The organism is Ancylobacter koreensis, from assembly GCF_023016525.1.
GTDB classification, from domain to species: Bacteria; Pseudomonadota; Alphaproteobacteria; order Rhizobiales; family Xanthobacteraceae; genus Ancylobacter; species Ancylobacter koreensis.
Genome location: NZ_JALKCG010000009.1, coordinates 16,121 through 40,704, shown reverse-complemented (window position 1 = coordinate 40,704; position 24,584 = coordinate 16,121). Strand labels below are relative to the sequence as shown.

26 protein-coding genes and 1 pseudogene are annotated in these 24,584 nt (G+C 68.3%); 17 read left to right on the top strand and 10 right to left on the bottom strand.

Going from position 1 to position 24,584, the window contains the following annotated elements; all coding sequences use genetic code 11:
• Positions 1-30 precede the first annotated feature (30 nt).
• The 3 genes from moaA (at position 31) to MWN33_RS17415 (ending at position 3,430) form a co-directional block, all read left to right on the top strand.
• Complete coding sequence (gene moaA, locus MWN33_RS17425; protein WP_247202323.1) at positions 31-1,077, top strand: GTP 3',8-cyclase MoaA; 1,047 nt, start codon at positions 31-33, stop codon at positions 1,075-1,077.
• 144 nt (positions 1,078-1,221) lie between these two features.
• Entirely contained in the window at positions 1,222-2,421 is a 1,200-nt protein-coding gene (locus MWN33_RS17420; RefSeq protein ID WP_247202322.1) for an MFS transporter, read from the top strand.
• A 76-nt stretch (positions 2,422-2,497) separates the two neighbouring features.
• Positions 2,498-3,430 carry a DMT family transporter gene (locus MWN33_RS17415; protein ID WP_247202321.1) on the top strand — a complete coding sequence of 311 codons (933 nt, stop codon included), beginning with the start codon at positions 2,498-2,500 and terminating at the stop codon, positions 3,428-3,430.
• Between the two features lie 25 nt (positions 3,431-3,455).
• Here MWN33_RS17415 and MWN33_RS17410 read toward each other — a convergent pair whose 3' ends face one another.
• The 4 genes from MWN33_RS17410 to MWN33_RS17395 all read right to left on the bottom strand — a co-directional run bounded on the left by MWN33_RS17410 (position 3,456) and on the right by MWN33_RS17395 (position 8,414).
• Positions 3,456-4,556, bottom strand: a complete 1,101-nt coding sequence (locus tag MWN33_RS17410) for a TRAP transporter substrate-binding protein (RefSeq protein ID WP_247202320.1) — start codon at positions 4,554-4,556, stop codon at positions 3,456-3,458.
• A gap of 130 nt (positions 4,557-4,686) precedes the next feature.
• Positions 4,687-5,784, bottom strand: a complete 1,098-nt coding sequence (locus MWN33_RS17405; protein ID WP_247202319.1) for a TRAP transporter substrate-binding protein — start codon at positions 5,782-5,784, stop codon at positions 4,687-4,689.
• Between the two features lie 147 nt (positions 5,785-5,931).
• Positions 5,932-7,020, bottom strand: a complete 1,089-nt coding sequence (locus tag MWN33_RS17400; protein ID WP_247202318.1) for a TRAP transporter substrate-binding protein — start codon at positions 7,018-7,020, stop codon at positions 5,932-5,934.
• A 176-nt stretch (positions 7,021-7,196) separates the two neighbouring features.
• Positions 7,197-8,414 carry an Mrp/NBP35 family ATP-binding protein gene (locus MWN33_RS17395; RefSeq protein ID WP_247202317.1) on the bottom strand — a complete coding sequence of 406 codons (1,218 nt, stop codon included), beginning with the start codon at positions 8,412-8,414 and terminating at the stop codon, positions 7,197-7,199.
• A 266-nt stretch (positions 8,415-8,680) separates the two neighbouring features.
• On the opposite strand from MWN33_RS17395, the gene MWN33_RS17390 reads away from it, so the two are divergent.
• The 3 genes from MWN33_RS17390 (at position 8,681) to MWN33_RS17380 (ending at position 11,009) form a co-directional block, all read left to right on the top strand.
• Entirely contained in the window at positions 8,681-9,457 is a 777-nt protein-coding gene (locus MWN33_RS17390; protein ID WP_247202316.1) for an ABC transporter substrate-binding protein, read from the top strand.
• An 80-nt stretch (positions 9,458-9,537) separates the two neighbouring features.
• Entirely contained in the window at positions 9,538-10,260 is a 723-nt protein-coding gene (locus MWN33_RS17385; RefSeq protein ID WP_247202315.1) for an ABC transporter permease, read from the top strand.
• The gene (locus MWN33_RS17380) at positions 10,260-11,009 is read left to right on the top strand and encodes an ABC transporter permease (protein WP_247202314.1); all 750 of its coding nucleotides are present in this window, start codon (positions 10,260-10,262) and stop codon (positions 11,007-11,009) included. Before MWN33_RS17385 ends, MWN33_RS17380 begins: the two co-directional genes overlap by 1 nt.
• Positions 11,010-11,203: 194 nt before the next feature.
• Here MWN33_RS17380 and MWN33_RS17375 read toward each other — a convergent pair whose 3' ends face one another.
• The 3 genes from MWN33_RS17375 to cobT all read right to left on the bottom strand — a co-directional run bounded on the left by MWN33_RS17375 (position 11,204) and on the right by cobT (position 13,498).
• Positions 11,204-11,839 carry a uracil-DNA glycosylase family protein gene (locus MWN33_RS17375; RefSeq protein ID WP_247202313.1) on the bottom strand — a complete coding sequence of 212 codons (636 nt, stop codon included), beginning with the start codon at positions 11,837-11,839 and terminating at the stop codon, positions 11,204-11,206.
• A gap of 121 nt (positions 11,840-11,960) precedes the next feature.
• Entirely contained in the window at positions 11,961-12,479 is a 519-nt protein-coding gene (locus tag MWN33_RS17370) for a thermonuclease family protein (RefSeq protein WP_247202312.1), read from the bottom strand.
• A complete protein-coding gene (cobT, locus tag MWN33_RS17365; protein WP_247202311.1) occupies positions 12,476-13,498 on the bottom strand; it encodes a nicotinate-nucleotide--dimethylbenzimidazole phosphoribosyltransferase in 1,023 nt (340 codons plus the stop codon). The genes MWN33_RS17370 and cobT overlap by 4 nt, the downstream gene beginning before the upstream one ends.
• 123 nt (positions 13,499-13,621) lie before the next feature.
• On the opposite strand from cobT, the gene bluB reads away from it, so the two are divergent.
• From bluB to MWN33_RS17345, 4 genes are read left to right on the top strand one after another with little or no spacing between them, the layout of a single operon-like run.
• Positions 13,622-14,311, top strand: coding sequence for a 5,6-dimethylbenzimidazole synthase (gene bluB / locus MWN33_RS17360; RefSeq protein WP_247202310.1), 690 nt, complete (start codon positions 13,622-13,624; stop codon positions 14,309-14,311).
• 5 nt (positions 14,312-14,316) lie between these two features.
• The gene (cobS, locus tag MWN33_RS17355) at positions 14,317-15,105 is read left to right on the top strand and encodes an adenosylcobinamide-GDP ribazoletransferase (protein WP_247202309.1); all 789 of its coding nucleotides are present in this window, start codon (positions 14,317-14,319) and stop codon (positions 15,103-15,105) included.
• The gene (locus tag MWN33_RS17350) at positions 15,102-15,302 is read left to right on the top strand and encodes a DUF1289 domain-containing protein (RefSeq protein WP_247202308.1); all 201 of its coding nucleotides are present in this window, start codon (positions 15,102-15,104) and stop codon (positions 15,300-15,302) included. The genes cobS and MWN33_RS17350 overlap by 4 nt, the downstream gene beginning before the upstream one ends.
• Positions 15,299-16,027, top strand: a complete 729-nt coding sequence (locus MWN33_RS17345) for a retropepsin-like aspartic protease family protein (protein WP_247202307.1) — start codon at positions 15,299-15,301, stop codon at positions 16,025-16,027. Before MWN33_RS17350 ends, MWN33_RS17345 begins: the two co-directional genes overlap by 4 nt.
• Before the next feature lie 5 nt (positions 16,028-16,032).
• Here the strand turns inward: MWN33_RS17345 and MWN33_RS17340 are convergent, their stop codons facing one another.
• Together MWN33_RS17340 and dusA are read right to left on the bottom strand one after the other, a co-directional pair.
• A complete protein-coding gene (locus tag MWN33_RS17340) occupies positions 16,033-16,839 on the bottom strand; it encodes a sulfite exporter TauE/SafE family protein (protein ID WP_343313488.1) in 807 nt (268 codons plus the stop codon).
• A gap of 29 nt (positions 16,840-16,868) precedes the next feature.
• The gene (dusA, locus tag MWN33_RS17335) at positions 16,869-17,870 is read right to left on the bottom strand and encodes a tRNA dihydrouridine(20/20a) synthase DusA (protein ID WP_281493841.1); all 1,002 of its coding nucleotides are present in this window, start codon (positions 17,868-17,870) and stop codon (positions 16,869-16,871) included.
• A 230-nt stretch (positions 17,871-18,100) separates the two neighbouring features.
• Between dusA and MWN33_RS17330 the strand changes: the two genes are divergently transcribed.
• On the top strand, positions 18,101-18,274 hold the full coding sequence (locus MWN33_RS17330; protein ID WP_247202304.1) for a hypothetical protein: 174 nt from the start codon (positions 18,101-18,103) through the stop codon (positions 18,272-18,274).
• Positions 18,271-18,873 carry a site-specific integrase gene (locus tag MWN33_RS17325; protein ID WP_343313536.1) on the top strand — a complete coding sequence of 201 codons (603 nt, stop codon included), beginning with the start codon at positions 18,271-18,273 and terminating at the stop codon, positions 18,871-18,873. Before MWN33_RS17330 ends, MWN33_RS17325 begins: the two co-directional genes overlap by 4 nt.
• Here MWN33_RS17325 and MWN33_RS17320 read toward each other — a convergent pair.
• Positions 18,870-19,958, bottom strand: coding sequence for an LLM class flavin-dependent oxidoreductase (locus tag MWN33_RS17320; RefSeq protein WP_247202303.1), 1,089 nt, complete (start codon positions 19,956-19,958; stop codon positions 18,870-18,872). The two genes, MWN33_RS17325 and MWN33_RS17320, sit on opposite strands and share 4 nt — an antisense overlap.
• A 114-nt stretch (positions 19,959-20,072) precedes the next feature.
• On the opposite strand from MWN33_RS17320, the gene MWN33_RS17315 reads away from it, so the two are divergent.
• The 5 genes and pseudogenes from MWN33_RS17315 (at position 20,073) to MWN33_RS17295 (ending at position 24,559) form a co-directional block, all read left to right on the top strand.
• Entirely contained in the window at positions 20,073-21,083 is a 1,011-nt protein-coding gene (locus MWN33_RS17315) for an ABC transporter substrate-binding protein (protein WP_247202302.1), read from the top strand.
• Positions 21,084-21,087: 4 nt separating this feature from the next.
• Positions 21,088-21,960, top strand: coding sequence for an ABC transporter ATP-binding protein (locus tag MWN33_RS17310; RefSeq protein ID WP_247202301.1), 873 nt, complete (start codon positions 21,088-21,090; stop codon positions 21,958-21,960).
• Positions 21,953-22,765, top strand: a complete 813-nt coding sequence (locus tag MWN33_RS17305; RefSeq protein ID WP_247202300.1) for an ABC transporter permease — start codon at positions 21,953-21,955, stop codon at positions 22,763-22,765. Before MWN33_RS17310 ends, MWN33_RS17305 begins: the two co-directional genes overlap by 8 nt.
• A gap of 97 nt (positions 22,766-22,862) precedes the next feature.
• The gene (locus MWN33_RS17300) at positions 22,863-23,351 is read left to right on the top strand and encodes an RrF2 family transcriptional regulator (protein ID WP_247202299.1); all 489 of its coding nucleotides are present in this window, start codon (positions 22,863-22,865) and stop codon (positions 23,349-23,351) included.
• Between the two features lie 74 nt (positions 23,352-23,425).
• Positions 23,426-24,559 (top strand): annotated as a pseudogene (locus MWN33_RS17295) (IS3 family transposase).
• Positions 24,560-24,584 lie beyond the last annotated feature (25 nt).

Below are 24,584 nucleotides of genomic sequence, written 5' to 3'. Positions count from 1 at the left end.
AGCCGGCAGGCGCAAACGGGAGCGCGCAAGGTGAACACCGACGAAGCCCTGATCGACCGCCTCGACCGCGCCACCCCGCGCGCGCCGCTGGTCGACACCTTCGGCCGGGCCGTCACCTATCTCCGCGTCTCCGTCACCGACCGGTGCGACTTCCGCTGCGTGTACTGCATGGCGGAGCACATGACGTTCCTGCCCAAGCCCGAGCTGCTGACGCTGGAAGAGCTCGACCGGCTGTGCTCGGCCTTCGTCGCGCGCGGCGTGAAGAAGCTGCGCCTGACCGGCGGCGAGCCGCTGGTGCGTCGTGACGTGATGACCCTGTTCCGTTCGCTGGGCCGGCATCTCGATTCCGGCGCGCTCGAAGAACTCACCCTCACCACCAACGGCTCGCAGCTCGCCCGCTTCGCGCGCGAACTCGCCGATTGCGGGGTGAAGCGCATCAACGTCTCGCTGGACACGCTCGATCCCGACCGTTTCCGGGCGCTCACCCGCTGGGGCGATCTGTCCAAGGTGCTCGCCGGCATCGACGCCGCGCAGGACGCCGGCATCCATGTGAAGCTCAACGCCGTGGCGCTGGCCGGCGAGAACGAGGACGAGATCCCCTCGCTCGTCGAATGGGCGCATGGGCGCGGCATGGACGTCTCGCTCATCGAGGTGATGCCGCTCGGCGAGACCGGCTCCGAGCGCGCCGACCAGTATCTGCCGCTCTCCACCGTCCGCGCGCGCCTCGACGAGCGCTGGACGCTGGAGGACATCCCCTTCCGCACCGGCGGCCCGGCGCGCTACGTCTCGATCAGGGAGACCGGCGGGCGGCTCGGCTTCATCACGCCGCTGACGCATAATTTCTGCGAGGGCTGTAACCGGGTGCGCGTCACCTGCACCGGCACGCTCTACATGTGCCTCGGCCAGGAGGACGCGGCGGACCTTCGCGCGCCGCTGCGCGCCTCGGAGGGCGACGAGAAGTTGCACGCGGTGCTCGACGACGCCATCTTCCGCAAGCCCAAGGGCCATGACTTCGTCATCGACCGCCCCGGCCGCGCCCCGGCCCTGCGCCGCCACATGAGCGTCACCGGCGGCTGACGGGAATACTCCCGCCATCTTTGCAATGCATGGCTGCCGCGCGCGGCGGTTTGTTGCTGCGTTGCAATATAACGTGCTTATGCTGACGGGAATCGCGCTGCTATCCAGCGCCGACCTCGCATTCTGACATCGACGGGATTTCCGATGCAGCTTCCGCTGTTGGCCCTCGCCATGGCCTCCTTCGGCATTGGCACCACCGAATTCGTCATCATGGGCCTGCTGCCGGAGGTCGCCGCCGACCTCTCGGTGACGATTCCCGCCGCCGGCCTGCTCGTCACCGGCTATGCGCTCGGCGTCGTCATCGGTGCCCCCATCGTCGCCATCATCACCAATCCGCTGCCGCGCAAGGCGACGCTGATCGGCCTCGCCAGCATGTTCGTGGTCGGCAACCTGCTGTGCGCCATCGCGCCGGACTACTGGTTCCTGATGGGCGCGCGCGTCGTCACCGCCTTCTGCCACGGCGCCTTCTTCGGCATCGGCGCGGTGGTCGCCGCGAGCCTTGTGCCGCCCAATCAGCGCGCCAGCGCCATCGCGCTGATGTTCGCCGGCCTGACGCTCGCCAATGTGCTGGGCGTGCCGCTCGGCACCGCGCTCGGCCAGCATCTCGGCTGGCGCTCCACCTTCTGGGCGGTGGTGATCATCGGCATCTTCGCGGTCAGCGCCATAGCGCTGTGGGTGCCGCGCGACATCCCCCATTCGGCCGGCAACATCCTGCGCGAGTTCGGCGTGCTCCGGCGCCCGCAGGTGGTCCTCACCATGCTGATCAGCGTGATGGCCTCGGCGAGCCTGTTCTCGGTGTTCACCTATATCGCGCCGCTGCTGCGCAACGTGACCGGCCTGCCCGCCCACACCGTGACCTATGTGCTGCTGCTCTTCGGCGTCGGCATCACCATCGGCAACCTGCTCGGCGGCAGGCTCGCCGACTGGCGGCTCATGCCCTCGCTGATGGGCACCTTCATCGGGCTCGCCGCCGTTCTTGTGGCGTTCGTCTTCCTCGCCCCCTTCGCGGTCGCGGCCATCGCCACGGTCTTCGTGTGGGGCATTCTCGTCTTTGCCGTGGTGGCGCCGATCCAGATGCGGGTCGTCGATGCGGCGGTGGGCGCGCCCAACCTCGCCTCGACGCTCAACCAGGGCGCCTTCAACCTCGGCAACGCGGCCGGCGCCTGGGTCGGCGGAGCGGCGATCACGGTCGGGGTCGGCTATGCCGAACTCCCCTGGGTCGGAGCCGCGCTGGCGGTCGGCGCGCTCGGCCTCTGCGTGCTCTCGCAGGCGCTGGAAAGGCGCACTGGCGGCCTCGTGGAGGCGGAAGCCGGCGAGCCGGGCGCGGCCTGCGAGGAATACTGACGCTTCCCGCCTACGGCCGCGAAACCGTCAATTTCGCGGTGCACATCCCCGGCCTCTCCTGCGGAACCCGCCTTCCATGCATGCCTCCAGTGCCAGCCGTCGCGGCATCCTTCTTATGGTCGCGGGCTCGTCGATCTTCTCCAGCAACGATGCCTTCTCCAAGCTCGCGCTGGAGACCATCCCGCCCTCGCAGATCCTCGCCATACGCGGCATCGTCGCGGCGTCGATCCTGCTCGCGGTGCTCGGCTGGAAGGGCCAGCTGCCGGCCCTGCGCTACTGCGCCGACGGCCGGGTGATGCTGCGCGCGCTGGCCGAGGCGCTGGTCGCCATCCTGTTCATCACCGCCATTACCGCGATGTCGATCGCCGACGCCACGGCGATCCTGCAGATCACCCCGCTGCTCACCATGGCGACGGCGGTGCTGTTCTTCGGCGCGCGGATCGGCTGGCGCTACTGGACGGCGGTGTTCGTCGGCTTCGCCGGCGTGACGATGATCGTGAAGCCGGGCTCGTCCGCCTTCGACGCAATGGCGCTGCTGCCGCTCGGCGCCAGCGTCCTCATCGCCTTCCGCGACTTCATCACCGGGCGCATCCGTTCGCACGTGCCGACGCTGGTCGTCACCTTCGCCACCACCATCGCCGGCATGGGCTTCGGCTTCGCCGGCGCCATGGTGGAGACCTGGCACGCCATCGACCTCAAGGTGTTCGCGTATCTCGTCGGCGGCAGCGTCTCGCTGGTGGTCGGGCACATGCTGACCATCGCCGCCTTCCGCGCCGCGGAGCCATCGACGGTCGCGCCGTTCCGCTACGCCGCCGTGGTGTGCGCGGTCGGCCTCAGCGCCGTCGTGTTCCATGACATGCCGGACCTCGTGTCCATAGGCGGCATGGCGCTCATCATGGCGGCCGGGCTCTACACCATGCACCACCATATGAGCGCCCGCGCCACCGTGGCCGCCGCCTCGCCCGCCGCCCGCGAGGCGGCCGTGGAGGAGCGCCGGGAAGCCGCCTGAGCGGCCATCCCCTTCTCCTCGCGGCTCACCCGCGCGAGCGGGCGCGGATCATGTAGCCGTCATAGGGATACTCGCCGACCTGCCACCACAGGTACTCCTCGTTGCGGAAGGCGAGCATGGAATCGTAGATCGTCTTGAACTCGGCGTTCTTGGCGGAAATCTCCGCCATCAGCGCGACGTTCTCCTTGTAGGCGGCGTCCATCAGGTCGGTCGGGAAGGGCCGCAGCTGCGCCCCGCCCGCCACCAGCCGGCGCAGCGCCGCCGGGTTGCGGGCGTCGTATTTCGCCAGCATGTCGGAATTGGCATAGGCCGCCGCCGCCTCGAACGCCGCCTGATAGGGCTTGGGCAGTTCGTTCCAGGCCTGGAGATTGGCGATGAAATGGATGGTCGGGCCACCCTCCCACCAGCCGGGATAATAGTAATAGGGCGCCACCCGGTTGAAGCCGAGCTTCTCGTCGTCCACCGGGCCGACGAATTCGGCGGCGTCGATGGTGCCCTTCTCCAGCGCCGGATAGATGTCGCCGCCGGCAAGGTTCTGCGGCACCAGCCCGAGGCGGGCCATCACCTGCCCGGCAATGCCCGGCAGGCGCATCTTGAGCCCCTTCACGTCGGCGACGGTCTTGATCTCCTTGCGGAACCAGCCGCCCATCTGCGCGCCGGTATTGCCGCCGGCGAAGCCGATCGTGTTGCTTTTGGCGAGGAAGGCGTTCTGCAGTTCCGTGCCGCCGCCATGGTAGAGCCACGCCGTCTGCTGGCGCGCGTTCAACCCGAAGGGCAGCGTGGTGAAGGGCGCGAAGGCGGGGTTCTTGCCGATGTAGTAGTAGAGCGCGGTCTGGGCGACCTCGACCGTATGGTTCTGCACCGCGTCATAGGCCTGAAGGCCCGGCACGATCTCGCCGGGGGCGAAGACGTCGATGGTGAAGCGCTTGTCGGTGGCCTCGCCGACATATTTCGCCAGCAGCAGCGAGGCGCCGTAGATGGTGTCGAGCGATTTCGGGTAGCTCGACGTCAGCCGCCAGCGCACCTGCGGGGCGGTCTGCGCGAGGGCGGGCGCGGCCAGCGTCGTGGCGGCGGCGGCAAGGCCCGCGCCCTTGATCAGGCTGCGGCGGGAGGTCGAACTCGGCATCGGCGTTTCCCTTCTCGTTCTGCGTCTTTCGTCATCCCGGCCGCAACGCAGCGGAGAGCCGGGATCGCGTACCGGATTGGAGAGCGATCCCGGACAGGACTTGCGGTCCTTCCGGGATGACGATCCTTCCCTACCCCCGCGAGCGGGCGCGGATCATGTAGCCGTCATAGGGGTATTCGCCGACCTGCCACCAGAGATATTCCTCGTTCCGGAAGGCGATCTGCGCGTCCATGATCTTCTTGAAGCCGGCGTTCTTGGCGCCGATCTCGGCGATCAGCTCGTTGGAGGCCTGCCACGAGGCGTCGAGGAAGCTCTGCGGGAAGGTGCGCAGCTGCGCGCCCGCCGCCACCAGCCGGCGCAGCGCCGCCGGGTTGAAGGCGTCGTATTTTGCCAGCATGTCGGCATTGGCATAGGCCACCGCCGCCTCGAAGATCGCCTGATAGGACTTGGGCAGCTCGTTCCACTTGGTGCGGTTGACCACGACGTTCATGGTCGGCCCGCCGTCCCACCAGCCGGGATAGTAGTAATAGGGCGCGACCCGTACGAAGCCGAGCTTCTCGTCGTCATAGGGCCCGACCCATTCGCAGGCGTCGATGGTGCCCTTTTCCAGCGCGGCGTAGATGTCGCCCGGCGCGATCTGCTGCGGCACCACGCCGAGCTTGGCCACCACCTGCCCGGCAATGCCGCCGATGCGGAATTTCAGCCCCTTGAAGTCGGCGAGGTCCTTCACCTCCTTGCGGAACCAGCCGCCCATCTGGGTGCCGGTATTGCCGCCGAGAAAGCCGACGAGATTGTATTTCGCCAGGAACTCGTCCTGCAGCTCGCGCCCGCCGCCCTGGTAGAACCACGCGTTCTGCATGCGCGCGTTCAGCCCGAAGGGCATGGTGGTGAAGCAGGCGAAGGAAGGGTCCTTCCCGGTGTAGTAGTAGAGCGGGGTCTGCGCGACCTCGACGGTGCCGTTCTGCACCGCGTCGAGCGCCTGAAGGCCGGGCACGATCTCGCCCGCCGCGAAGTTCTGGATGGTGAAGCGGCCCTGCGTCACCTCGCTCACATATTTCGACACCAGCTCATTGGCGCCGAAAATGGCGTCCAGCACCTTCGGCACGCTGGAGGTGAGGCGCCATTTCACCACCGGCGCATCCTGCGCGAGGGCCGGGGCCGGGAGTCCGGCGGCGGCGGTCGCGGCGAGGCCGGTTCCGGCGGTGCGGAGGAAAGCGCGGCGGGTCATGGGCGGCATCCTGCGAGACGGGCGCGGGATGTTTGCCGCAACGGGCTGCCGGGGGCAACAGCGAAGGGCACGGACCCCGTTGCCCGTGCCCCGAAACGAAAACGGCCGGGCGCATGCCCGGCCGTCGTCACGCTAATCAGCGATGCCTCAGCCGCGCGGGCGGGTGCGGATCTGGAAGCTGTCGAAGGTGTATTCGGCGACCTGCCACCACAGGTTTTCCTCGTTGCGGAACGCCTGCATGGTGTCGATGGCCTTCTTGAAGTCCGGGTTCTTGGCGGAAATCTCGCCCCAGAGCTCGTTGGTCGCCTTGAGGCAGGCCTCCATCACCTCGTTGGGATAGGGGCGCAGCTGCGTGCCGTTCGCCACCAGCCGCTTGATGGCCGGCGGGTTCTGCACGTCGTAGCGCGCCTGCATGATGGTGTTGGCATAGGTCGCGCCGGCGACCAGCGCCGCCTTGTAGTTCTTCGGCAGTTCCTCGAACTTGGCGAGGTTGGCGAAGGCGTGGATGGTCGGGCCGCCTTCCCACCAGCCGGGGTAGTAGTAGTACTTGGCGACCTTGTAGAAGCCGAGCTTCTCGTCGTCATAGGGGCCGACCCACTCGGCGCCGTCGATGGTGCCCTTCTCCAGCGCCGGATAGATGTCGCCGCCGGCGATCTGCTGGGGCACCACGCCGAGCTTGGCCATGACCTGCCCGGCGATGCCGCCGATGCGCATCTTCAGGCCCTGCAGGTCGGCGGTGGTCTTGATCTCCTTGGAGAACCAGCCGCCCATCTGCGTGCCCGTGTTGCCGCAGGGCAGGCCGTAGACGTTGTACTTCTTGTAGAACTCGTTGAAGAGCTCGTTGCCGCCGTTCTGGAACAGCCAGGCGTTCTGCTGGCGGGCATTGAGGCCGAACGGCACCGAAGCCGCCACCGCGAAGGTTGGGTCCTTGCCGACGAAGTAGTACGAGACGGTGTGGCACATCTCGACCGTGTTGTTCTGCACGGCGTCGAGCACCTGAAGGCCGGGCACGATCTCGCCGGCGGCGAAGACCTGGATCTGGAACTTCCCGTCGGTCAGCTCCGAGACCATCTTCGACATGACGTCGGCGCCGCCATAGATGGTGTCGAGCGACTTGGGGAAGCTGGAGGCGAGGCGCCAGCGGATTTCCGGGGCGGACTGGGCGATGGCCGGGGCGGCCACGGCGGTGGCCGCGACGCCGGCGGAGGCGGCGGCAAGAAACTGACGGCGCTTCATGGGCTGTCTCTCTCCTGGGGGATTTCCTCACGGCGCGGTTGGCGCATTGGCGCGCCTCCGCACACGAACTTGGCTGGTTGACGTAACAGGTACGCCAGCGCCGGAAGCCGTGCAACCGCCGCGCGGCTGCGCCTTTCGGCGTAGATTCCCCTTACGCTGCGGCAGTTTGGCCGCGCTCAGCTTTCCACCACGATGCGCGGCGCCGCCCGCGTCGTGCCGCGCCGTCCGGCCAGTGCCTCGCGCACCGAGCCGGCGATGTCGCGGTAGATCTGCGCCTCGTGGCTGTCGGGCTTTGTCGCCACCAGCGGCAGGCCGGCGTCGGAGGCCTCGCGGATCGACAGGTGCAGCGGCACCTCGCCGAGGAAGGGCACGCCGAAGCGCTGCGCCTCGTGGCGCGCGCCGCCATGGCCGAAGATGTCCGAGCGCCCGCCGCAATGGGGGCAGAGGAAGTAGCTCATGTTCTCGACGATGCCGAGCACCGGCACGTTGACCTTCTCGAACATGGCGATGCCGCGCCGCGCGTCGATCAGCGCAAGGTCCTGCGGCGTCGAGACGATCACCGCGCCGGCCAGCGGCACCTGCTGCGCCATGGTGAGTTGCGCGTCGCCGGTGCCGGGCGGCATGTCGACGACGAGAATGTCGAGCGGCGCCCAGTTCACTTCCTTGAGCAGCTGGCTGATGGCGGACATCACCATCGGCCCGCGCCAGATCATCGGCGTCTCTTCCTCGACGAGGAAGCCGATCGACATGACCTTGAGGCCGAAGGCCTGCATCGGCGTGATCATCCGGCCCTGCACGTCGGGGCGGCCCTTGAGCCCCATCAGGCGCGGCACGGAGGGGCCGTAGATATCGGCGTCGAGCAGCCCGACCTTCAGCCCCGAGGCGACGAGGCCGAGCGCGAGATTGGCCGCCAGCGTCGACTTGCCGACGCCGCCCTTGCCCGAGGCCACCGCGATGATGGCGCCGACGCCCGGCAGGCCGGAGCCTTCCTTCTGCGGGTCGGCCGGGGGCTGGGCGTGCGTGTGACCCGCATGCGCGTGCCCCGCGTGGGAATGGCCGGCGTGAGAATGGCCCTGATGGCCGCCCTCCCCCGAGACCCGCACCGGCTGCGCGCCGCCGGCCGGAGCGCTCGCGGGCGCGCTGCCCGCCTTGCGCTCGGCGGTCAGCGCCACCAGCGCCGAGGTCACGCCGGGCGTGCCGCGCACGGTGCGCTCCACCGCCGCGCGCACCGGCTCCCAGGCCTGCGCCTCGCGGGCGTCCACGGTGATCGAGAGATAGACCTTGCTGTCGGACACGAGGATATCGGAGAGCACCCCGGTCTCGGTGACAGGCCTGCCGTCGGGCGCGGAGACCTGCGCCAGCCTCGCCTTCACCTCGTCTGCCGTCACCGCCATGGCCGTCGCGCTCCTCTGGATGGTCGGTCGGTGAGACACCAGACGCCGCCCAGCGTCAACCCGGCGCGCGCCATCGGCCGATCAAACCCGCTTATGGCGGCCTTCCGCCACCATCGGCGGGGCGCCATCGCCCAATTCTCCATCAATTCCGGCGATGACCGTTATTGCATCAGCGGGCGTTGCGCACCGGCGTGCATTAGTGCCAGCATGGGTTGCCGGGAAAAAACAAGAACCGGCCCAGGGCAACCTTTCCAGAGGGGAACAGCATGAGCCTCGTCACCCGCATCGCCGCCGCGGCGATTCTCGTCGCCGCCACGCTGAGCGGCGCCTCCGCCAAGGAATGGAAGACGGTGCGCATCGGCACCGAGGGCGCCTATCCGCCCTTCAACTATATCGAGAACGGCGAGCTGAAGGGCTTCGACGTCGACATCGCCAAGGCGCTCTGCGCGAAGATGAAGGTCGAGTGCACCTTCACCGCGCAGGACTGGGACGGCATCATCCCGGCGCTGCTCGCCGGCAAGTACGACGCCATCGTCGCCTCCATGTCGATCACCGAGGAGCGCAAGAAGCAGATCGACTTCTCGAAGAAGTACTACAACACCCCGGCCAGCTTCGTGGTGCCGAAGAACTCCACCGTCACCGCGACCGACCCCGCCTCGCTCAAGGGCAAGGTGCTGGGCGCGCAGGGCTCCACCATCCATTCCAACTACCTCGAAGACGTCTACGCCAAGGCCGGCGCCGAGGTGAAGCTCTACGGCAAGCAGGACGAGGCCAATCTCGACCTCGCCAATGGCCGCCTCGACGCGGTGCTCGCCGACAAGGTCGTGCTGCTCGAATGGCTGAACACCGACGAGGGCAAGTGCTGCAAGTTCACCGGCGCCGAATACAAGGACCCGAAATATTTCGGCGAGGGCGTGGGCGTCGGCATCCGCAAGGACAATCCCGAGCTCGTCGCCCTGTTCAACAAGGCGATCGACGAGATCATCGCCGACGGCACCTACAAGACGATCAACGACAAGTACTTCCCCTTCAGCGTCTACTGACGTACCGCTCCGCGGCGCCGTTCCGGTGAGGCTCCCGGAACGGCGTTTCCCGCCGACGCTCGTGGAGCGACCCCGCCGTCATGCTGAACCTCATAGAGCTGCTCTCTTTCGGCCCGAACGGCTGGGGCGACGAGATCGCCCAGGGCGCGCTGCTCACCGCCGAGCTCGCCCTTGCCACCCTGCCGGTGGGCATCGCCATCGGCCTCCTCGTCGCGCTGGCGAAGGATTCGGGTTCGCGGGTGCTGCGCGGCCTCGGTAATCTCTACACCACCATCTTCCGCGGCCTGCCCGAGCTGCTGACGCTGTTCATCGTCTATTATGGCGGGCAGATGCTGCTCACACGCATCGCCGGCTATTTCGTCCCCGATGCCCATATCGAGGTGAACCAGTTCGTCGCCGGCGTGGTGGCGCTGGGGCTGGTGCTCGGCGCCTTCTCCAGCGAGGTGCTGCTCGCCGCCATCCGCGCCGTGCCGAAGGGGCAGAAGGAGGCGGCCGCCGCGCTCGGCCTGTCGGGCTGGCGCATCTTCCGGCTCGTGACCTTCCCGCAGCTCTGGCGCGTCGCCCTGCCCGGCCTGTCCAACAATTGGATGGTGCTGCTGAAGGACACCTCGCTGGTCTCGGTGATCGCCATCAGCGACCTGATGCGGCAGACCTCCATCGCGGTGGGGGTGACCAAGCAGCCCTTCTTCTTCTACCTCGTGGCCTGCCTCATCTATCTGGTGTTCTCCGGCCTTTCGAGCGCGGTGTTCACCAATCTGGAAAACCGCGCCTCGCGCGGCTTCAAGCGCGTGGGAGGCCACTGATGGACACGCTCCTGCGCGCCGTCGCCGACGGTTTCCTGTGGTGCATGGGCCTCATCGGCCTCAACGTCGACCTCATGGAACGCTACGGCCTGCGCTTCCTCGACGGCGTATGGGTCACGCTGGCGCTCGTCGGCCTGTCGATCCTGTTCGGTGCCCTGATCGCCCTGCCGCTGGCGGTGGCGCGGGTGGAAGGCGGCAAGTTCCTCTCGCGCGCCTCCTTCACCTATTCCTATTTCTTCCGCGGCACGCCGCTGCTGGCGCAGACCTTCCTCGTCTATTACGGCGCCGGCCAGTTCCGCGAGCAGCTTACCGATATCGGGCTGTGGTGGTTCTTCCGCGACGCGTTCAACTGCGCGGTGTTCACCTTCACGCTCAACACCGCCGCCTATCAGTCGGAAATCCTGCGCGGCGGCATCCAGACCCTGCCGGCCGGGCAGATGGAGGCGGCGCAGGCGCTCGGCCTCTCGCGCTTCAATGCCTATCGCAAGGTGGTCCTGCCGCAGGCCATCGCCATCGGCCTGCGCCCGCTCGGCAACGAGCTGGTGCTGATGATCAAGGCGAGCGCCATCGCCTCGGTCATCACCGTGTACGACCTGATGGGCGTGACACGGCTGGCCTTCTCGCGCTCCTACGACATGGAGGTCTATCTCTGGGCGGCGGCGCTCTACCTCATCATGGTCGAGATCGTCCGCCGCGTCTGGGATGTGCTGGAGCGGCGCCTGAACCGGCATCTGCTGCTGTCACGATAGCCGGCGCGGAACCGTGTCCCGGACAAGCCGCGCCCGGCGCGGCGCCGATCCGGGACCCAGCGAAGGATTCTGCGAAGCGGCGAAACCGCCTCCAGCTTTCGGCGCGTGCCTGCGGCACGTCTCTCCTGGTTCCCGGCGCGGCGCTCCGCCTGCGGCTCCGCTGGGCCGGGAAACCTGCGGCGGCGTCCCGCTTTCTATCGCACCAGCCGCGCCACCTCGGCGCGCAGCACCGGCACCAGCTCGGCCTCGAACCAGGGATGCCTCTTCAGCCAGCCGGTGTTGCGCCAGGAGGGGTGCGGCAGCGGCACGAGGCGCGGGGCCTGCCGCACCTCCCAAATCTCGCGCCAGCGCGCCACCCGCTCGGTCAGCCCGCCCGCCGCGTAGCGCTCCAGCCCGAGCCGCTTCAGGTGATAGGCCTGCGAGGCGGCGCCGACCGCCACCACGAGATCGAAAGGCGCGCGGGCGGCGAAAAGCCGGTCGTGCCAGAGCCCCGCGCATTCCCGGCGTGGCGGCAGGTCGCCTCCCTTGGCGTCCTGACCGGGAAAGCAGAAGCCCATCGCCGCCACCGCGATGCGGTTCTCGTCGTAGAAGGTGTCGCGGTCGACACCGAGCCAGTGCCGCAGTCGCTCACCCGAGGCGTCGTTGAAGGACTGGCCGGAGGCATGCACCTTGGTGCCCGGCGCCTGCCCGGCGATGAGGATGCGGGAGGCGGGACCGACATGCAGCACCGGGCGCGGCGCATGGGGCAGCGGCGCCCCGCGCGGGAGCTCCACGCAGGCCCGGCAGGCGCGGATGGCGGCGAGAACGTCGTCGAGGGTTTCGGCAGGCATAGCGCCTAGATAGGGGCGATGGGACCGTTCGTCATCCCGGAGGGCCGGAGGCCGATCCGGGATCGCGCGGGAACGGGAAACGATCCCGGCTCTCGCTGCACTCGGCCGGGATGACGATGCCTCATTCCGCCGGGCGCGGATGCTTCGCCCGCCAGTCGGCCGGCATGTCGAACGGCCCGCTCCAGATGCCGCGCCCGGCCGCGCGGGCGGCGCGCTCCTCGGCGCGGTAGGCGAGCCCGGTCGCCACCGCCCAGCCCTGCCCGACGAGCCGGGCGCCGATATCGGCTCCGTCCACCGTGCAGACGGCGACGGCACGGCCATAGCGGTCCTCGTCCACCGGGCGGCAGCTCACCGCACCGGCCTCGACGATCTCGCGCAATACCGCCCGCGCCCGCTCGCCGCAGGGCCACATCTTGGACACGGCGCCGCAGCTCTGGTGCAGTTCCGGCGCGTCGAGGCCGTCGAGCCGCACCCGCTCGCCGCCGACCTCCAGGCTGTCGCCATCTGCCACCCGCACGCTGCCGGTCAGCGCCGGCAGGAAGCGCTCCGCGACCAGCGCGAAGGCGACCAGCGCCAGCGCCACCAGCACCGAACCGAAGGTGCTCGGCCGCCAGCCGCGCCGGTATCTGCGCGCGCTCACTCCTCCGCGACGCCCGCCTCGGCGAAGGTCGCCATGCCGCTGTGGCAGGCCAGCGCCGACTTGACGACGCCGATGGCGAGCGCGGCGCCCGAGCCTTCGCCCAGCCGCATGCCGAGGTCGAGGATCGGCGTGAGTTCCAGCCGCTCCAGCACCGCGCGGTGCGCCGGCTCGGCCGAGACATGGCCGGCGAGGCAATGGTCGAGCGCGCGGGGATCGAGCGCCTTCAGCACGGCGGCGGCGGCGGTGACGACATAGCCGTCCAGCACCACCGGCACGCGCTGCAGGCGGGCGGCGAGGATCGCGCCGGCCATCGCCGCAACTTCCCGCCCGCCGAGCTTGCGCAGCACCTCCAGCGGGTCGTCGAGATGGCCCTGCGCACGCGCCACCGCCGCCCGCACCGCCTCGGTCTTGCGGGCCAGCACCTCGCCGGTCGCGCCGGTGCCGGGGCCGACCCAGTCCTCCGCCGTGCCGCCATAGAGGCCGTGGAAGATGGCGGCGGCGACCGTCGTGTTGCCGATGCCCATCTCACCGAGGCACAACAGGTCCGGCTCGCCGGCCAGCGCCTCCATGCCGAAGGCCATGGTGGCGGCGCATTCGGCCTCGGTGAGCGCGTCCTGCTCCACGATGTCGGGCGTCGGCAGGTCGAGCGCGAGGTCGAACACGCGCAGCCCGGCGCCGAACACGCCGCAGATCTGGTTCACCGCCGCCTTGCCGGCGGTGAAGGTGGCGACCATCTGCTTCGTCACCTCGGGCGGATAGGGCGAGACCCCGCGCCCGGCGACGCCATGCGTCGCGGCGAACACCGCCACCGTCGGGCGGTTCACCTGCGGAATCTCGCGGCCCTGCCAGCCGGCGACATGGATCGCGATTTCCTCCAGCCGGCCGAGCGCGCCGGGCGGCTTGACGAGCTGGCGCTGGCGTTCGGCGGCGGCCGCGCGGGCGGTCTCGTCCGGGCCGGGCATCTGGGCGACGAGGTTGCGGATGTCGTCGAAGGGCAGGCCGGTGGCGGAGCGCAGCATGGATATCCCGTCCCTTGAGGTTCCCGGCGCGTCGAAACGGTCGCGCCGGACGCGGCGGCGGGGTAGACCCATGCGGACGGGCGCGCAACCCTTAATTCCCGATGGCGCGCCGGTGGGGGACGCATGGCAACCCGCTCGACGACCGGCGTGACAAGCGGCACCGCACTGGCGGCGACCTTCCCGCCGGCCTTCGACACGCGCTTTTGCGACGCGCTCGACGCGCTGTTCGCCTGGCGGCGCGACGTGCGCCGCTTCGATACCCGCCCGCTCGACGCGGCTGAATATGGCGAGCTGCTCGCCGGCATGAGCCGGGCGCCGAGCGTCGGCCTCAGCCAGCCCTGGCGGCTGGTGCGGGTGCGCGACCCGGCCCGCCGCGCGGCGATCCGCGCCGTGTTCGAGCGCTGCAATGCGGAGGCTCTCGCGCTTCAGCCGCAGGAGCGTGCGGGCCTCTATGCGCGGCTCAAGCTCGCCGGGCTCGACGACGCGCCCGAGCAGCTCGCCGTCTTCGTCGATCCCGACCCGGAGGCCGGCCACGGGCTCGGCCGCGCCACCATGCCGGAAACGCTGGCCTATTCCGCCGTGCTCGCCATCCACACGCTGTGGCTCACCGCCGCCGCGCGCGGCATCGGGGTGGGCTGGGTGTCGATCCTCGATGCGTCCGCGGTCGCCCGCGCGCTCGACGTGCCGGAAAGCTGGCGCCTCGTCGGCCATCTGTGCATCGGCTACCCCGCCGCGCCTTCGAACGTGCCCGAGCTGGAACGCGCCGGCTGGGAGCATCGTCGCCCGCCGGGCGACTTCATCGTCGAGCGTTAGCGGTCATGGCCCTGCCCCTCCTCTCCGACGTGCCGGCGGCACTGCGCTTCCTGTCGCGGCTTCCCGTCCGCCTGCCCTCCGAGCCTACCGAGGACGGCCCGCCCGATCTCGACCGGCTCGGCCCGGCGCTGCCGCTCGCCGGGGCGGTGCTGGGGCTGATCGGCGCGCTGGCATTGGCCGCCGGCCATTGGCTGGGCCTTGGCGGCTTCCTCGCCGCCACGCTGGCGGTCGGCGTGCTGGTGGCGATCACCGGCGCACTGCACGAGGACGGGCTTGCCGACGTCGCCGACGCGCTGGGCGGCTGGAGCGTCGAGCGGCGGCTGGAGATCATGAAGGACAGCCGCGTCGGCAGCTATGGCGTCTGCGCGCTCATCCTCGCCTTCGCGCTGCGCCTCGGCGCGCTGGCGGGGCTCCTGGCGGGCGGCCTGCCCGCCGCCGGCGCGGGGCTCGTCGCCGCCGTGGCGGTGTCCCGCCTCGCCGGCCTGTTCATGCTCGCCGCCCTGCCCTTCGCACGGCCGGACGGGCTCGCCCGCAGCGCCGGCGTGCCGGGCGCGACAAGCCGGCGCACCGCGCTCATCGTCGGGGTCGCCCTCGCCGCGCTCCTCGTGGTGCCGACGCTTGGCGCCCTGCCGCTCGTCGGCGCGCTGGCGCTGGGGGCGGGTGCGTATCTGGGCGTCGTCCGCCTTGCCCGCGCCCAATTCGGCGGGCAGACGGGGGACGTCGCCGGCGCCGCGACCCTTCTCGTCGAGATTGCCTTCCTGATCGGCCTGCTTATCTTCGCGCGGCAGCCGTGAGCGTACCGATTCATATGCCTGTCGCCCTCTCCACACCCTGCGTCTCGATCTGCGCGCTGGATGCGCGCGGACGAATCTGCCTCGGCTGCGGCCGCACGATCGAGGAGATCGGCGCCTGGAGCACGATGAGCGAGACCGAGCGGCGCGCGGTGATGGCCCGCCTTGCCGCCCGCGCCACGACGGAGGCCGCGCGATGAACGCCGACCGTCTCATGTGGATCGTGGTGCTGGGGCTGGCCGGCGGAATCGGGCTCATCTTCTGGGCCTCGCGCGCCGGCAGCGTCGGCGGGCTGAATGCCGGCGAGATCGCCCAGCTCGTCTCCTATGGCGCCATCGGCCTCGTGGTCGCCGCCGGCCTCGTCGCCTCCTTCACCGGGCGGCTCGGCGAGGCGCTGCGCGCCGCCGGCCTGTGGCTGGCGATCTTCGCGGTGCTGGCGGTCGGCTACACCTATCGTTTCGAGCTGCACAGCGTCGCCTACCGGGTACTCGCCGAGCTCGCTCCCGGCTATGCCGTGCCCCTCGCCCATGACGGCCAGCCGGCGGTCGAGGTGGCGCGCGCGCGCGATGGCGACTTCAACGTGCAGGTGGAGATCAACGGCACGCGCCTGCCCATGCTGGTCGACACCGGCGCCTCCAGCGTCGTGCTGACGCCCGAGGACGCGGTGGCGGTCGGCCTGCCGCTGGAGTTCCTGCGCTACGACATTCCCATCGACACCGCCAACGGGCGCGGGCGCGCCGCCGCCGTGGTGCTGGAGCGCATCGAGATCGCCGGCTCCATCACCGAGCGCGACGTGCCGGCCCTGATCGCCAGCCCCGGCACGCTGAAGCACAGCCTGCTTGGCATGAGCTTCCTCTCCCGCCTCGCCAGCTTCGAGATACGCGGCGAGAAGCTGGTGATGCGCGCGAAAGTCGTCGAGCCGTAGGGCGCCTATTCGGCGATGAGCGCGATCACGAAGCGCAGCCCGACCAGCAGCAGATAAAGCCCGAAGCCGACCTCAAGCTGCCGCTTGCTGAAGGCGTGCGCCAGCCGCGCGCCGAGCGGGGCCGCCAGCGTCGCGATGCCGCCGACCAGCACGAGGCCGGGCAGCGAGACATAGCCGAGCGAGAAGGGCGGCAGCGCGTCGAGATGCGGGATGCCGCTGATGATGTAGCCGAGCGTGCCCGGCACGGCGATCAGCGCGCCAAGACCCGCCGAGGTGGCGATGGCGGTGTGGATCGGCACCTTGTAGAGCGTCAGCACCACGGTGGCGATGCCGCCGCCCGAAATGCCGATCAACGGCGCCGAGGCGCCGATGCCGAAGCCGTACAGCGTCATGGCGAGGCGGCCGGGCAGCTGGTCGGCCACCACCCATTTGTCGCGGCCGAACAGCAGCTTCGAGGACATCAGCGCGGCGAAGGCGACGAAGGCGATCTTCAGCACCACGTCAGGCGAGATCGCCGCCAGCGCCGAGCCGGCGACCACCCCGGCCACCACAGGGATCGCCCATTGCCGCAGCACGCCGTCGTCGATCTTAGTGCGCCGCCGGTGCGCCATGAAGGAGCGCAGCGCGGTGGGCACGATAATGGCGAGCGCGGTGCCCACGGAGAGGTGCATGCGCTCGGAATCGTCGACCCCGACCGCGCCGAACACCTCGTAGAGCACGGGCACGACGATCGCCCCGCCGCCGATGCCGAAGAGGCCCGCCAGGATGCCGGTCGCCAGCCCGGCGACCAGCAGTACGCCGGCCAGCCACATCAATTGGTCCAGAGGTATCGACTGCAACATCACGCCACCATGGAACGCCGCTCTTCGGCCCTGCGAACTTCGTCGACGGCCGCGCGCAGCACGTCGAGCCCGGCCTCCGCCTTCACGCCCTCGATGGCGAGGCGGCGCCGGAAGGCGCGCGCGCCGGGACGGCCGGTGAACAGGCCAAGCATGTGGCGCGTAATGTCGTGCAGCCGTCCGCCGGCGGCCAGATGCGCCGCCACATAGGGCTCATAGGCTTCCACGGCGGCGAAGGCGTCCTCATGCGGATCGGCCTCGCCGAAGAACAGGCTGTCGACCCGCATCAGCAGTTCCGGCTGCTGGTAGGCCGCGCGCCCCAGCATCGCCCCGTCGACATGGGCGAGATGCGCCGCGACCTCCTCCAGCGTACCGATGCCGCCATTGATGCTGACGGGCACGCCCGGCAGCCGCGCCTTCAGCCGGTACACGCGGTCATAGTCGAGCGGGGGAATGTCGCGGTTCTCCTTCGGGGAGAGCCCTTCCAGCCACGCCTTGCGGGCATGGACGATGAGCGCGTCGGCGCCCGCCGCCAGCACCGCGTCGGTGAGCGCGTCGAGCGCCGCTTCCGGGTCCTGCTCGTCGACGCCGATGCGGCACTTCACCGTGACGGGGATCGCCACCGCCGCCTTCATCGCCGCCACGCAGTCCGCCACCAGCGCGGGATCGCGCATCAGGCAAGCGCCGAAATTGCCGCCCTGCACGCGGTCGGAGGGGCAGCCGACATTGAGGTTGATCTCGTCATAGCCGCGCTCGGCGCAGATCGCCGCCGCCTGCGCGAGCGCCTTCGGGTCGGAACCGCCGAGCTGCAGCGCCACGGGGTGCTCGACGGGGGAGAAGCCGATCAGCCGGTCGCGGTCGCCGAAGATCACGGCATTGGCCGTCACCATCTCCGTGTAGAGCCGCGCCCGGCGCGACAGCACGCGGTGGAACGCCCGGCAATGCCGGTCGGTCCAGTCCATCATGGGGGCAACGGAGAATCTGAACGAGCGATATTTCGACATTATTTATGAAATTTCAGGGCGTTGGGCCACGTCGTGGGCACGCGATCCCTTGCCACGACACGCTCCGGCTTCCTTCTCGTTCGACGCGTGAACGCACAGGCTGCGCACACGGGCCGTTCGCTTTCACTAAACTAAAATGCGGCTTCTGGAGAGCCCATATCTGCCGGAAGGGGCAGTACGTCAACGAGACGTTCCTGCGCCGCAAGGATGCCGAGGAGTGGGCGCTCGACATGGAGCGTCGCATCGATCGCCAGGAACCCGCTGTCACGCGCAAGTCGCGTGACGCGAAGCGCTTCCGCGATCTCGTCGCGCTTCACCGCCAGGACATGGCTGAAGTGGGGGGCAGGATCGGCCGTTCCAAGGGCTTCTGCCTTACAGCTCTTGACGAGGGCTCGGCGCCCTGAAGATCGCCGAGATCGACCGCGAGCGCCTCATCAAATGCAAGGAGCGGGATCGCCGGCCGACGCAGGACGAACTTGACCGCATCCTCACGGCGCTGGACGAGAACCCTCGGCAAAGCATCCCCGTCGGAAGGATCGTGCGCTTTGCCGCAGCTACGGCCATGCGTCAGGAAGAAATCTGCCGGGTCGAATGGCGTGACTTCGATCTGCGAACGGGGATGCTGCTCATTCGAGATCGCAAGGACCCGCGCAGGAAGGACGGCAACCATCAGCGCATCCCGCTGCTCGATGTGTCGGGTTATGACGCGTGTGAGATCATCGAGGAGCAAGCCCGCTGCTCAAGCGGTCGAGAAGGCCGCATCTTCCCTTACAACGGCCGCTCGGTCGGCACTGCGTTTCGTCGGCAGTGCCAAGACCTCAAGATCGAGGACTTGCATTTCCACGACTTGCGCCGCGAAGGCACCAGCCGGCTGTTTGAGGCAGGTTTCACCATCGATCAGGTGGCGCTCGTGACCGGCCACAAGGACTGGAAGATGCTGCGGCGCTATACGCACCTCAAGCCGGAGGCGCTCCACACTATCCGGGCAGCGAGAGCGTCTTAGTAGACGAGAGAAAGGTTAGGTCGCGACAGCAGAGGCAGCAGCGTTTCTCCCTGCCGCTTGATCTCGCGCAGATAGGGCGTATCGGACAGTATGAACTGAGTAATGCCGAGGTCCTGGTATTTTCGAAGCGAACCGGCGACGTCCTCGGCCGAACCGACCAACCAGGTCGTGCCGGCGCCACCACCGCCGAACTTGCCCGGAGCCGTATAGAGATTGTCGTCGAGCACGTCGCCGCGATGATGCAGGTCGAGCAGGCGCTGCTGACCAACGGCGGCCGGGCCCCTGTGATCCTGCCAGCCGGCGCCTCCGGTTCTGGCCATCTCCGCCACCTTTGCCTCGGCGTCGGCCCAGGCTTGCGCCGTCGTGTCCCGCACCAGCGTCGTGATGCGCAGGCCGAACTCGAGAGGCGGGAGATTCCGGTCCAGCGTGCGGCCTAAGGCCTTCAGACGTTCGATCCGCTCGGCCACGCCGTCGCGCGGCTCCCCCCAAAAGAGTTGGACATCCGCCTCGGTCGCCGCGACGCGTTCGGCCGCCGCGGAGGCCCCGCCGAAGTAGAAGCGCGGGTGCAGCCGGGCGCCGCGCGCGGTGATGCGCGGCTCGACCGTTGCGCCCGCGACCTGGAAGTAGTCGCCACTGAAGGTGACGTCTTCCTCGGTCCAGAGTCGGCGCACCAGCCGCATGAACTCACGCGTGCGCGCGTAGCGTTGCGTGGCATCTCCCTCGCTGTCGCCATAGGCGGCGAGGCTGTCCTTGCCCGAGACGATGTTGAAACGGGTGCGGCCATCCGAGAGTTGGTCAAGCGTTGCCGCCGCACAGGCGAACTGGGCCGGCTGCCAATAGCCGGGACGGATGGCGATCAGGGGCTCGAAACGGGTGGTGCGCGCAGCAAGCGCCGCTGCGACCGTAAAGGTGTCTGGCCGCCCCCAACCGGTACCGATCAACGCACCGCTCCAGCCGTACTCTTCAAGTGCCTTCGCCTGATCGGTCAGGCTATCGAGGCTCCCCGCGTTCGACGCCGGCACGTCGCCGCGATGGCCGGGCTTCACGTCATTGGGGATGTACCAAAGGAAGTCGCTACGGCTCATTACAATCCACGTCCTCTGAGCGCCCGGGGTGTGCGGAGGGCAGTCTTTATAGTCCATTGACTTTATAGAATAAAGCCCAGATTGTCCGTCACCCCTAGTCACGGAGCCTCTCCCATGCGCTATCGCGCCCTGCTCGCTGCCGCCACATTGTCACTCGCGTGGCCCGCCGGGCCAGCTTCCGTTTCCTCCGCCCGCGCGGAAACGGGTGAGCTGCGGATCGCCCAGCAATTCGGCATCGCCTATCTGCCCCTGATCGTCGCCAAGGAGCAGAAGCTGATCGAAAAACACGCCGGAACGGCGGGCGTGAAGGATCTGAAGGTCGAGTGGCTGCGCCTCTCCGGTGCGGCCGCCATGAACGATTCGCTGATTTCCGGGGGCCTCGACTTCGCGACGGCCGGCGTTGCTCCGGCGATCCTCACCTGGGACAAGACGCGCGGCAAAACCGACATCCTGCTGATCGCCGCGCTCGGCTCAATGCCGAATGTGCTGACCACCAACAACCCGAACGTGAAGACAATCAAGGACTTCACCGATACCGATCGCATCGCCCTGCCCTCGGTCAAGGTCGGGTTCCAGCCGATTGTGCTCCAGATCGCCGCCGAAAAGACGTTCGGCCAGTACGACAAGCTCGATCATCTCACCGTGAGCCTGCCACATCCGGATGCGACGGCCTCAATCCTCTCCGGGACCGGCGGCATCACGGCCCACTTCACCTCGCCGCCGTTTTTCGAGCAGCAGTTGCAGAACGACAAGGTTCATGCGGTGCTGAACAGCTACGACGTGCTCGGCGGCCCGCACACCTTCAACGTCGTCTACGGCACGAAGAAGTTTGCGCTGGACAACCCCAAGACCGTCGATGCCTTCGTCGCCGCGCTGGACGAGGCCAATGAGTGGATCAAGGCGAACCCGAAGGACGCCGCCGCCCTCTATATCGCTGCCGAGAAGTCGAAGCTGGATCCCGGTTTTATCGAGGCCATCATCCGGGACCCACAGATCCGCTTTACGACCGTACCGGAGCGGGTGGAGGTGTTCGTCGACTTTGAACACCGCATCGGCCTCATCAAGCAGAAGCCGAGCTGGAAAGAACTGTTCCAGCCGGGCCTGCACGCACGCAATGGGAGCTGAGCCGGTGGGTTGGCTCCCGCCGCAGAACCAGCCGGCGGCCGGTGGCCCGCCGCCGCTGGCGGTGGAGCACGTTACTCTGCGCTACCAAACCGATGCCGGAACGGTCACGGCGGTAGAGGATGTGTCCTTCACCATCGGCGCCGGCGAGCGACTGGCTTTGCTCGGCCCCTCGGGCTGCGGCAAGTCCACGCTGCTGCGCGCCGTGGCCGGCTTCCTCAAGACCAGTTCCGGCGAAATCAGGCTCCATGGCGCGCCGGTGCGCGCGCCGGGACCCGACCGCATGGTGGTGTTCCAGGAATTCGACCAGCTTCTGCCCTGGCGGACGGTGGCGGGGAACATTGCCTTTGCCCTTCGCCGCGCCCGTGGCCTAGGTCGGGCTGAATCGTTTGAACGCGCGCGCGACTGGGCGGGACGCGTCGGTCTCGGCGGCTTTGCCGATGCCTATCCGCACACCTTGTCAGGCGGTATGAAACAGCGCTGCGCCATCGCCCGTGCTTTCGCCGTGCAGCCGGCGATCCTGCTGATGGACGAACCCTTTGCTGCGCTCGACGCGCTCTCTCGGCGGCGCATGCAGGACGAGCTGCTGGACCTGTGCGAGGAGACCGGCGCCACCTGCCTTTTCGTCACCCACGCCATCGACGAGGCGCTGCATGTGGGCACCCGCGTACTGGTCATGACGCCGCATCCCGGCCGGATCGGGGCGGAATATTCCGTGCCCGATGCAGCGCGGCAGCGGGGCACCCCCGATTTCGGACGGTTGGAGATGGAGATCCAGCAGCGCATCTTCGGCGCGGCGCTGCCGGAGGCAAAATCCGCCGCCAGTCTAGCGGCCAGGACGGACGCTCGTCCCCGCCTCGAGGTTACTCACAATGTCTGAAAGCACCCTCTCGACGTCCGCCCGCCCCGCCCCTTTCACCTTGGGACCCCGCGCACGCCGTCTCGTCATCCTCGTGGGACTTGCCCTGATCTGGGAGTCCTATGCCCGCTGGCTGGGAAACTCGCTTCTGCTGCCAAGCTTTCTGGAGACCTTGGTGGCCTTGTGGGAGAACCTGCGCAACGGCGAACTTCCCGAGCGGGTGCGCGCCTCGCTCGGCATCCTGCTCACCGGCTACGGCATCGGCATTGGCGTCGCCGCGATCATCACCGCGCTGGCCGCGCTGAGCCGCTGGGGCGAGAGCCTGCTGGGGCTGCTGACGGCGATGTTCAATCCGCTGCCCGCGATCGCTCTTCTTCCCGTGGCGCTGCTGTGGTTCGGTGTCGGCGCCTCCAGCCTCGTCTTCGTCATCGTCCATTCAGTGCTCTGGCCCTTGGCGCTCGCCTGTCACGCGGGCTTTCGCGCCGTGCCGCCGACGCTGCGCATGGCGGGACGCAACATCGGGCTCACCGGCCCGTCCTATGTCGTCGGGCTGCTGATTCCCGCTGCGCTACCGTCCATCCTGTCGGGACTGCGCCTCGGCTGGGCCTTCGCCTGGCGTACGCTGATCGCAGCCGAAATGGTGTTCGGGGCGAGTGCGCGAGAGGGTGGCCTCGGCTGGTTCATCTTCGTCAACCGCTCTCAGCTCGAAACCGCCAATGTCTTCGCCGGCTTGCTGACCGTGATTCTAATCGGGTTGGCCGTCGAGAGCCTGGTCTTCTCCACGCTCAACCGTCTGACCGTGCAGCGCTGGGGACAAGAAGCCTGAGAGTTGGCGCACCGCAGCAAGGTCCTCTCTGCGTCACCAAACTCGCTCGATTGAACATCTGCCCCATTACTGGCACATCTGGGAGCGCTCGGCATATGTGGTATGCGCCCCAGCAGGCTTTGAGGACGGATCATCTACCCTGACGAACCGGGGCAAGTATCGCCTCAAGGCGGTGCTGCACCTGGCGGCGCAAGCGCCGGGCACCAGTTTGGGCGGACAGGAAATTGCCGACGCCAATAGCATTCCCAAGAAATTCCTGGATGCCATTCTGCTCGATCTGCGCCATGCTGGAATGCTACGCTCGCGCGAGGGGTCGGGCGGTGGCTATACGCTTGCGCGCTCCATCTCCGACATCCGGGTCGGGCACATCATTCGCGTGCTCGACGGGCCCCTGGCGCCAATCGGCTGTGCCAGCAAGAGTGCCTATGTGCCCTGCCAGGATTGCCGCGATGTTGGCTCCTGTGCAGTGCGTATCACCATGACCAAGGTGCAGGACGCGATGTCGGATATTCTCCACCGCATGTGGCGGAAAGACATGATGACCTATGCCGAGAATGCCGACATCGACCTAATGTATCGCATCTGAGCCGGGCCGCGCTGACCTGAGACCCTGATCCTCCTGCAGATTTAGGTAGAGTCCGTCGATCATGGAGACGGACGATGCGAGCCTCACGGTTCACAGAGGAACAGATCATCGGGATGCTGAAGGAGCAGGAGGCGGGCGCTAAGACCGCTGACGTCTGCCGCAAGCACGGCATCTCCTCGGCGACCTTCTACAAGTTCAAGGCTAAGTTCGGCGGCATGGGCGTGTCCGATGCCCGGCGGCTGAAGGCGCTTGAGGAGGAGAATGCGCGGCTGAAGAAGCTGCTGGCGGAACAGATGCTCGACAACGCGATCCTGAGGGATGTCAGCTCAAAATGGTGACGCCCGATGCGAGGCGCAAAGCCGTGGCTCATGCCTGTGCGGCGCACGGGGTGAGCCAGCGTCGGGCGTGCAAGGCGCTGGGCGTCGATCGCACCAGCGTGCGTTACCGCAGCATCCGTTACTACGATGCCAGTCTGCGGGAGGCCATGCGGGCCGTGGCGGGCGAGCGCCGCCGCTTCGGCTATCCCTTGGCCGGCAGGCAATTGCCTGCAATTGCCGTAAGGCGGCGGATCCACATCATGCTGAAGCCAGGGTATCGTCATGAACTAGAAGAAGCTGCGCCGGCTGTATCGGGAGAAGAAGCTTCAGGTCCGCCGCCGCGGAGGACGCAAGCGAGCGCTCGGTACGAGGCGTCCCATCCTGGTGCCGGATCGGATCAATGTCCGCTGGAACCTCGACTTCGTGTCGGATGCCTTCACGGACGGACGGCGTTTCCGGGTGCTGGCCGTGGTCGACGACTTCAGCCGGGAGTGCCTGGCGCTGGTCGCCGACACCTCGCTCTCGGGCCTTCGGGTGACACGCGAGCTGGACGCGGTCATGGCTGTTCGGGGCAAGCCTTCGACCATCGTGTCGGACAATGGCACCGAACTGACCTCGATGGCAGTTCTCAAATGGTGCCAGCAGACTGGCGTCGAATGGCACGACATCGCTCCCGGCAAGCCGATGCAGAACGGCTTCGTCGAAAGCTTCAACGGTCGCTTCCGGGACGAGTGCCTGAACGAGACCCTGTTCTCGAACCTTGGTCAGGCCCGTGCCGCCATCGCCTCATGGAGGGAGGACTACAATGTGAACCGCCCCCATTCAGCTCTCGGCAATCGATCCCCTGCCGAGTTCGCGGCAACAATCGCACTGGAAACCGCGGCCGCCTGAGGCCACAAATCAACCCTCGGACTCT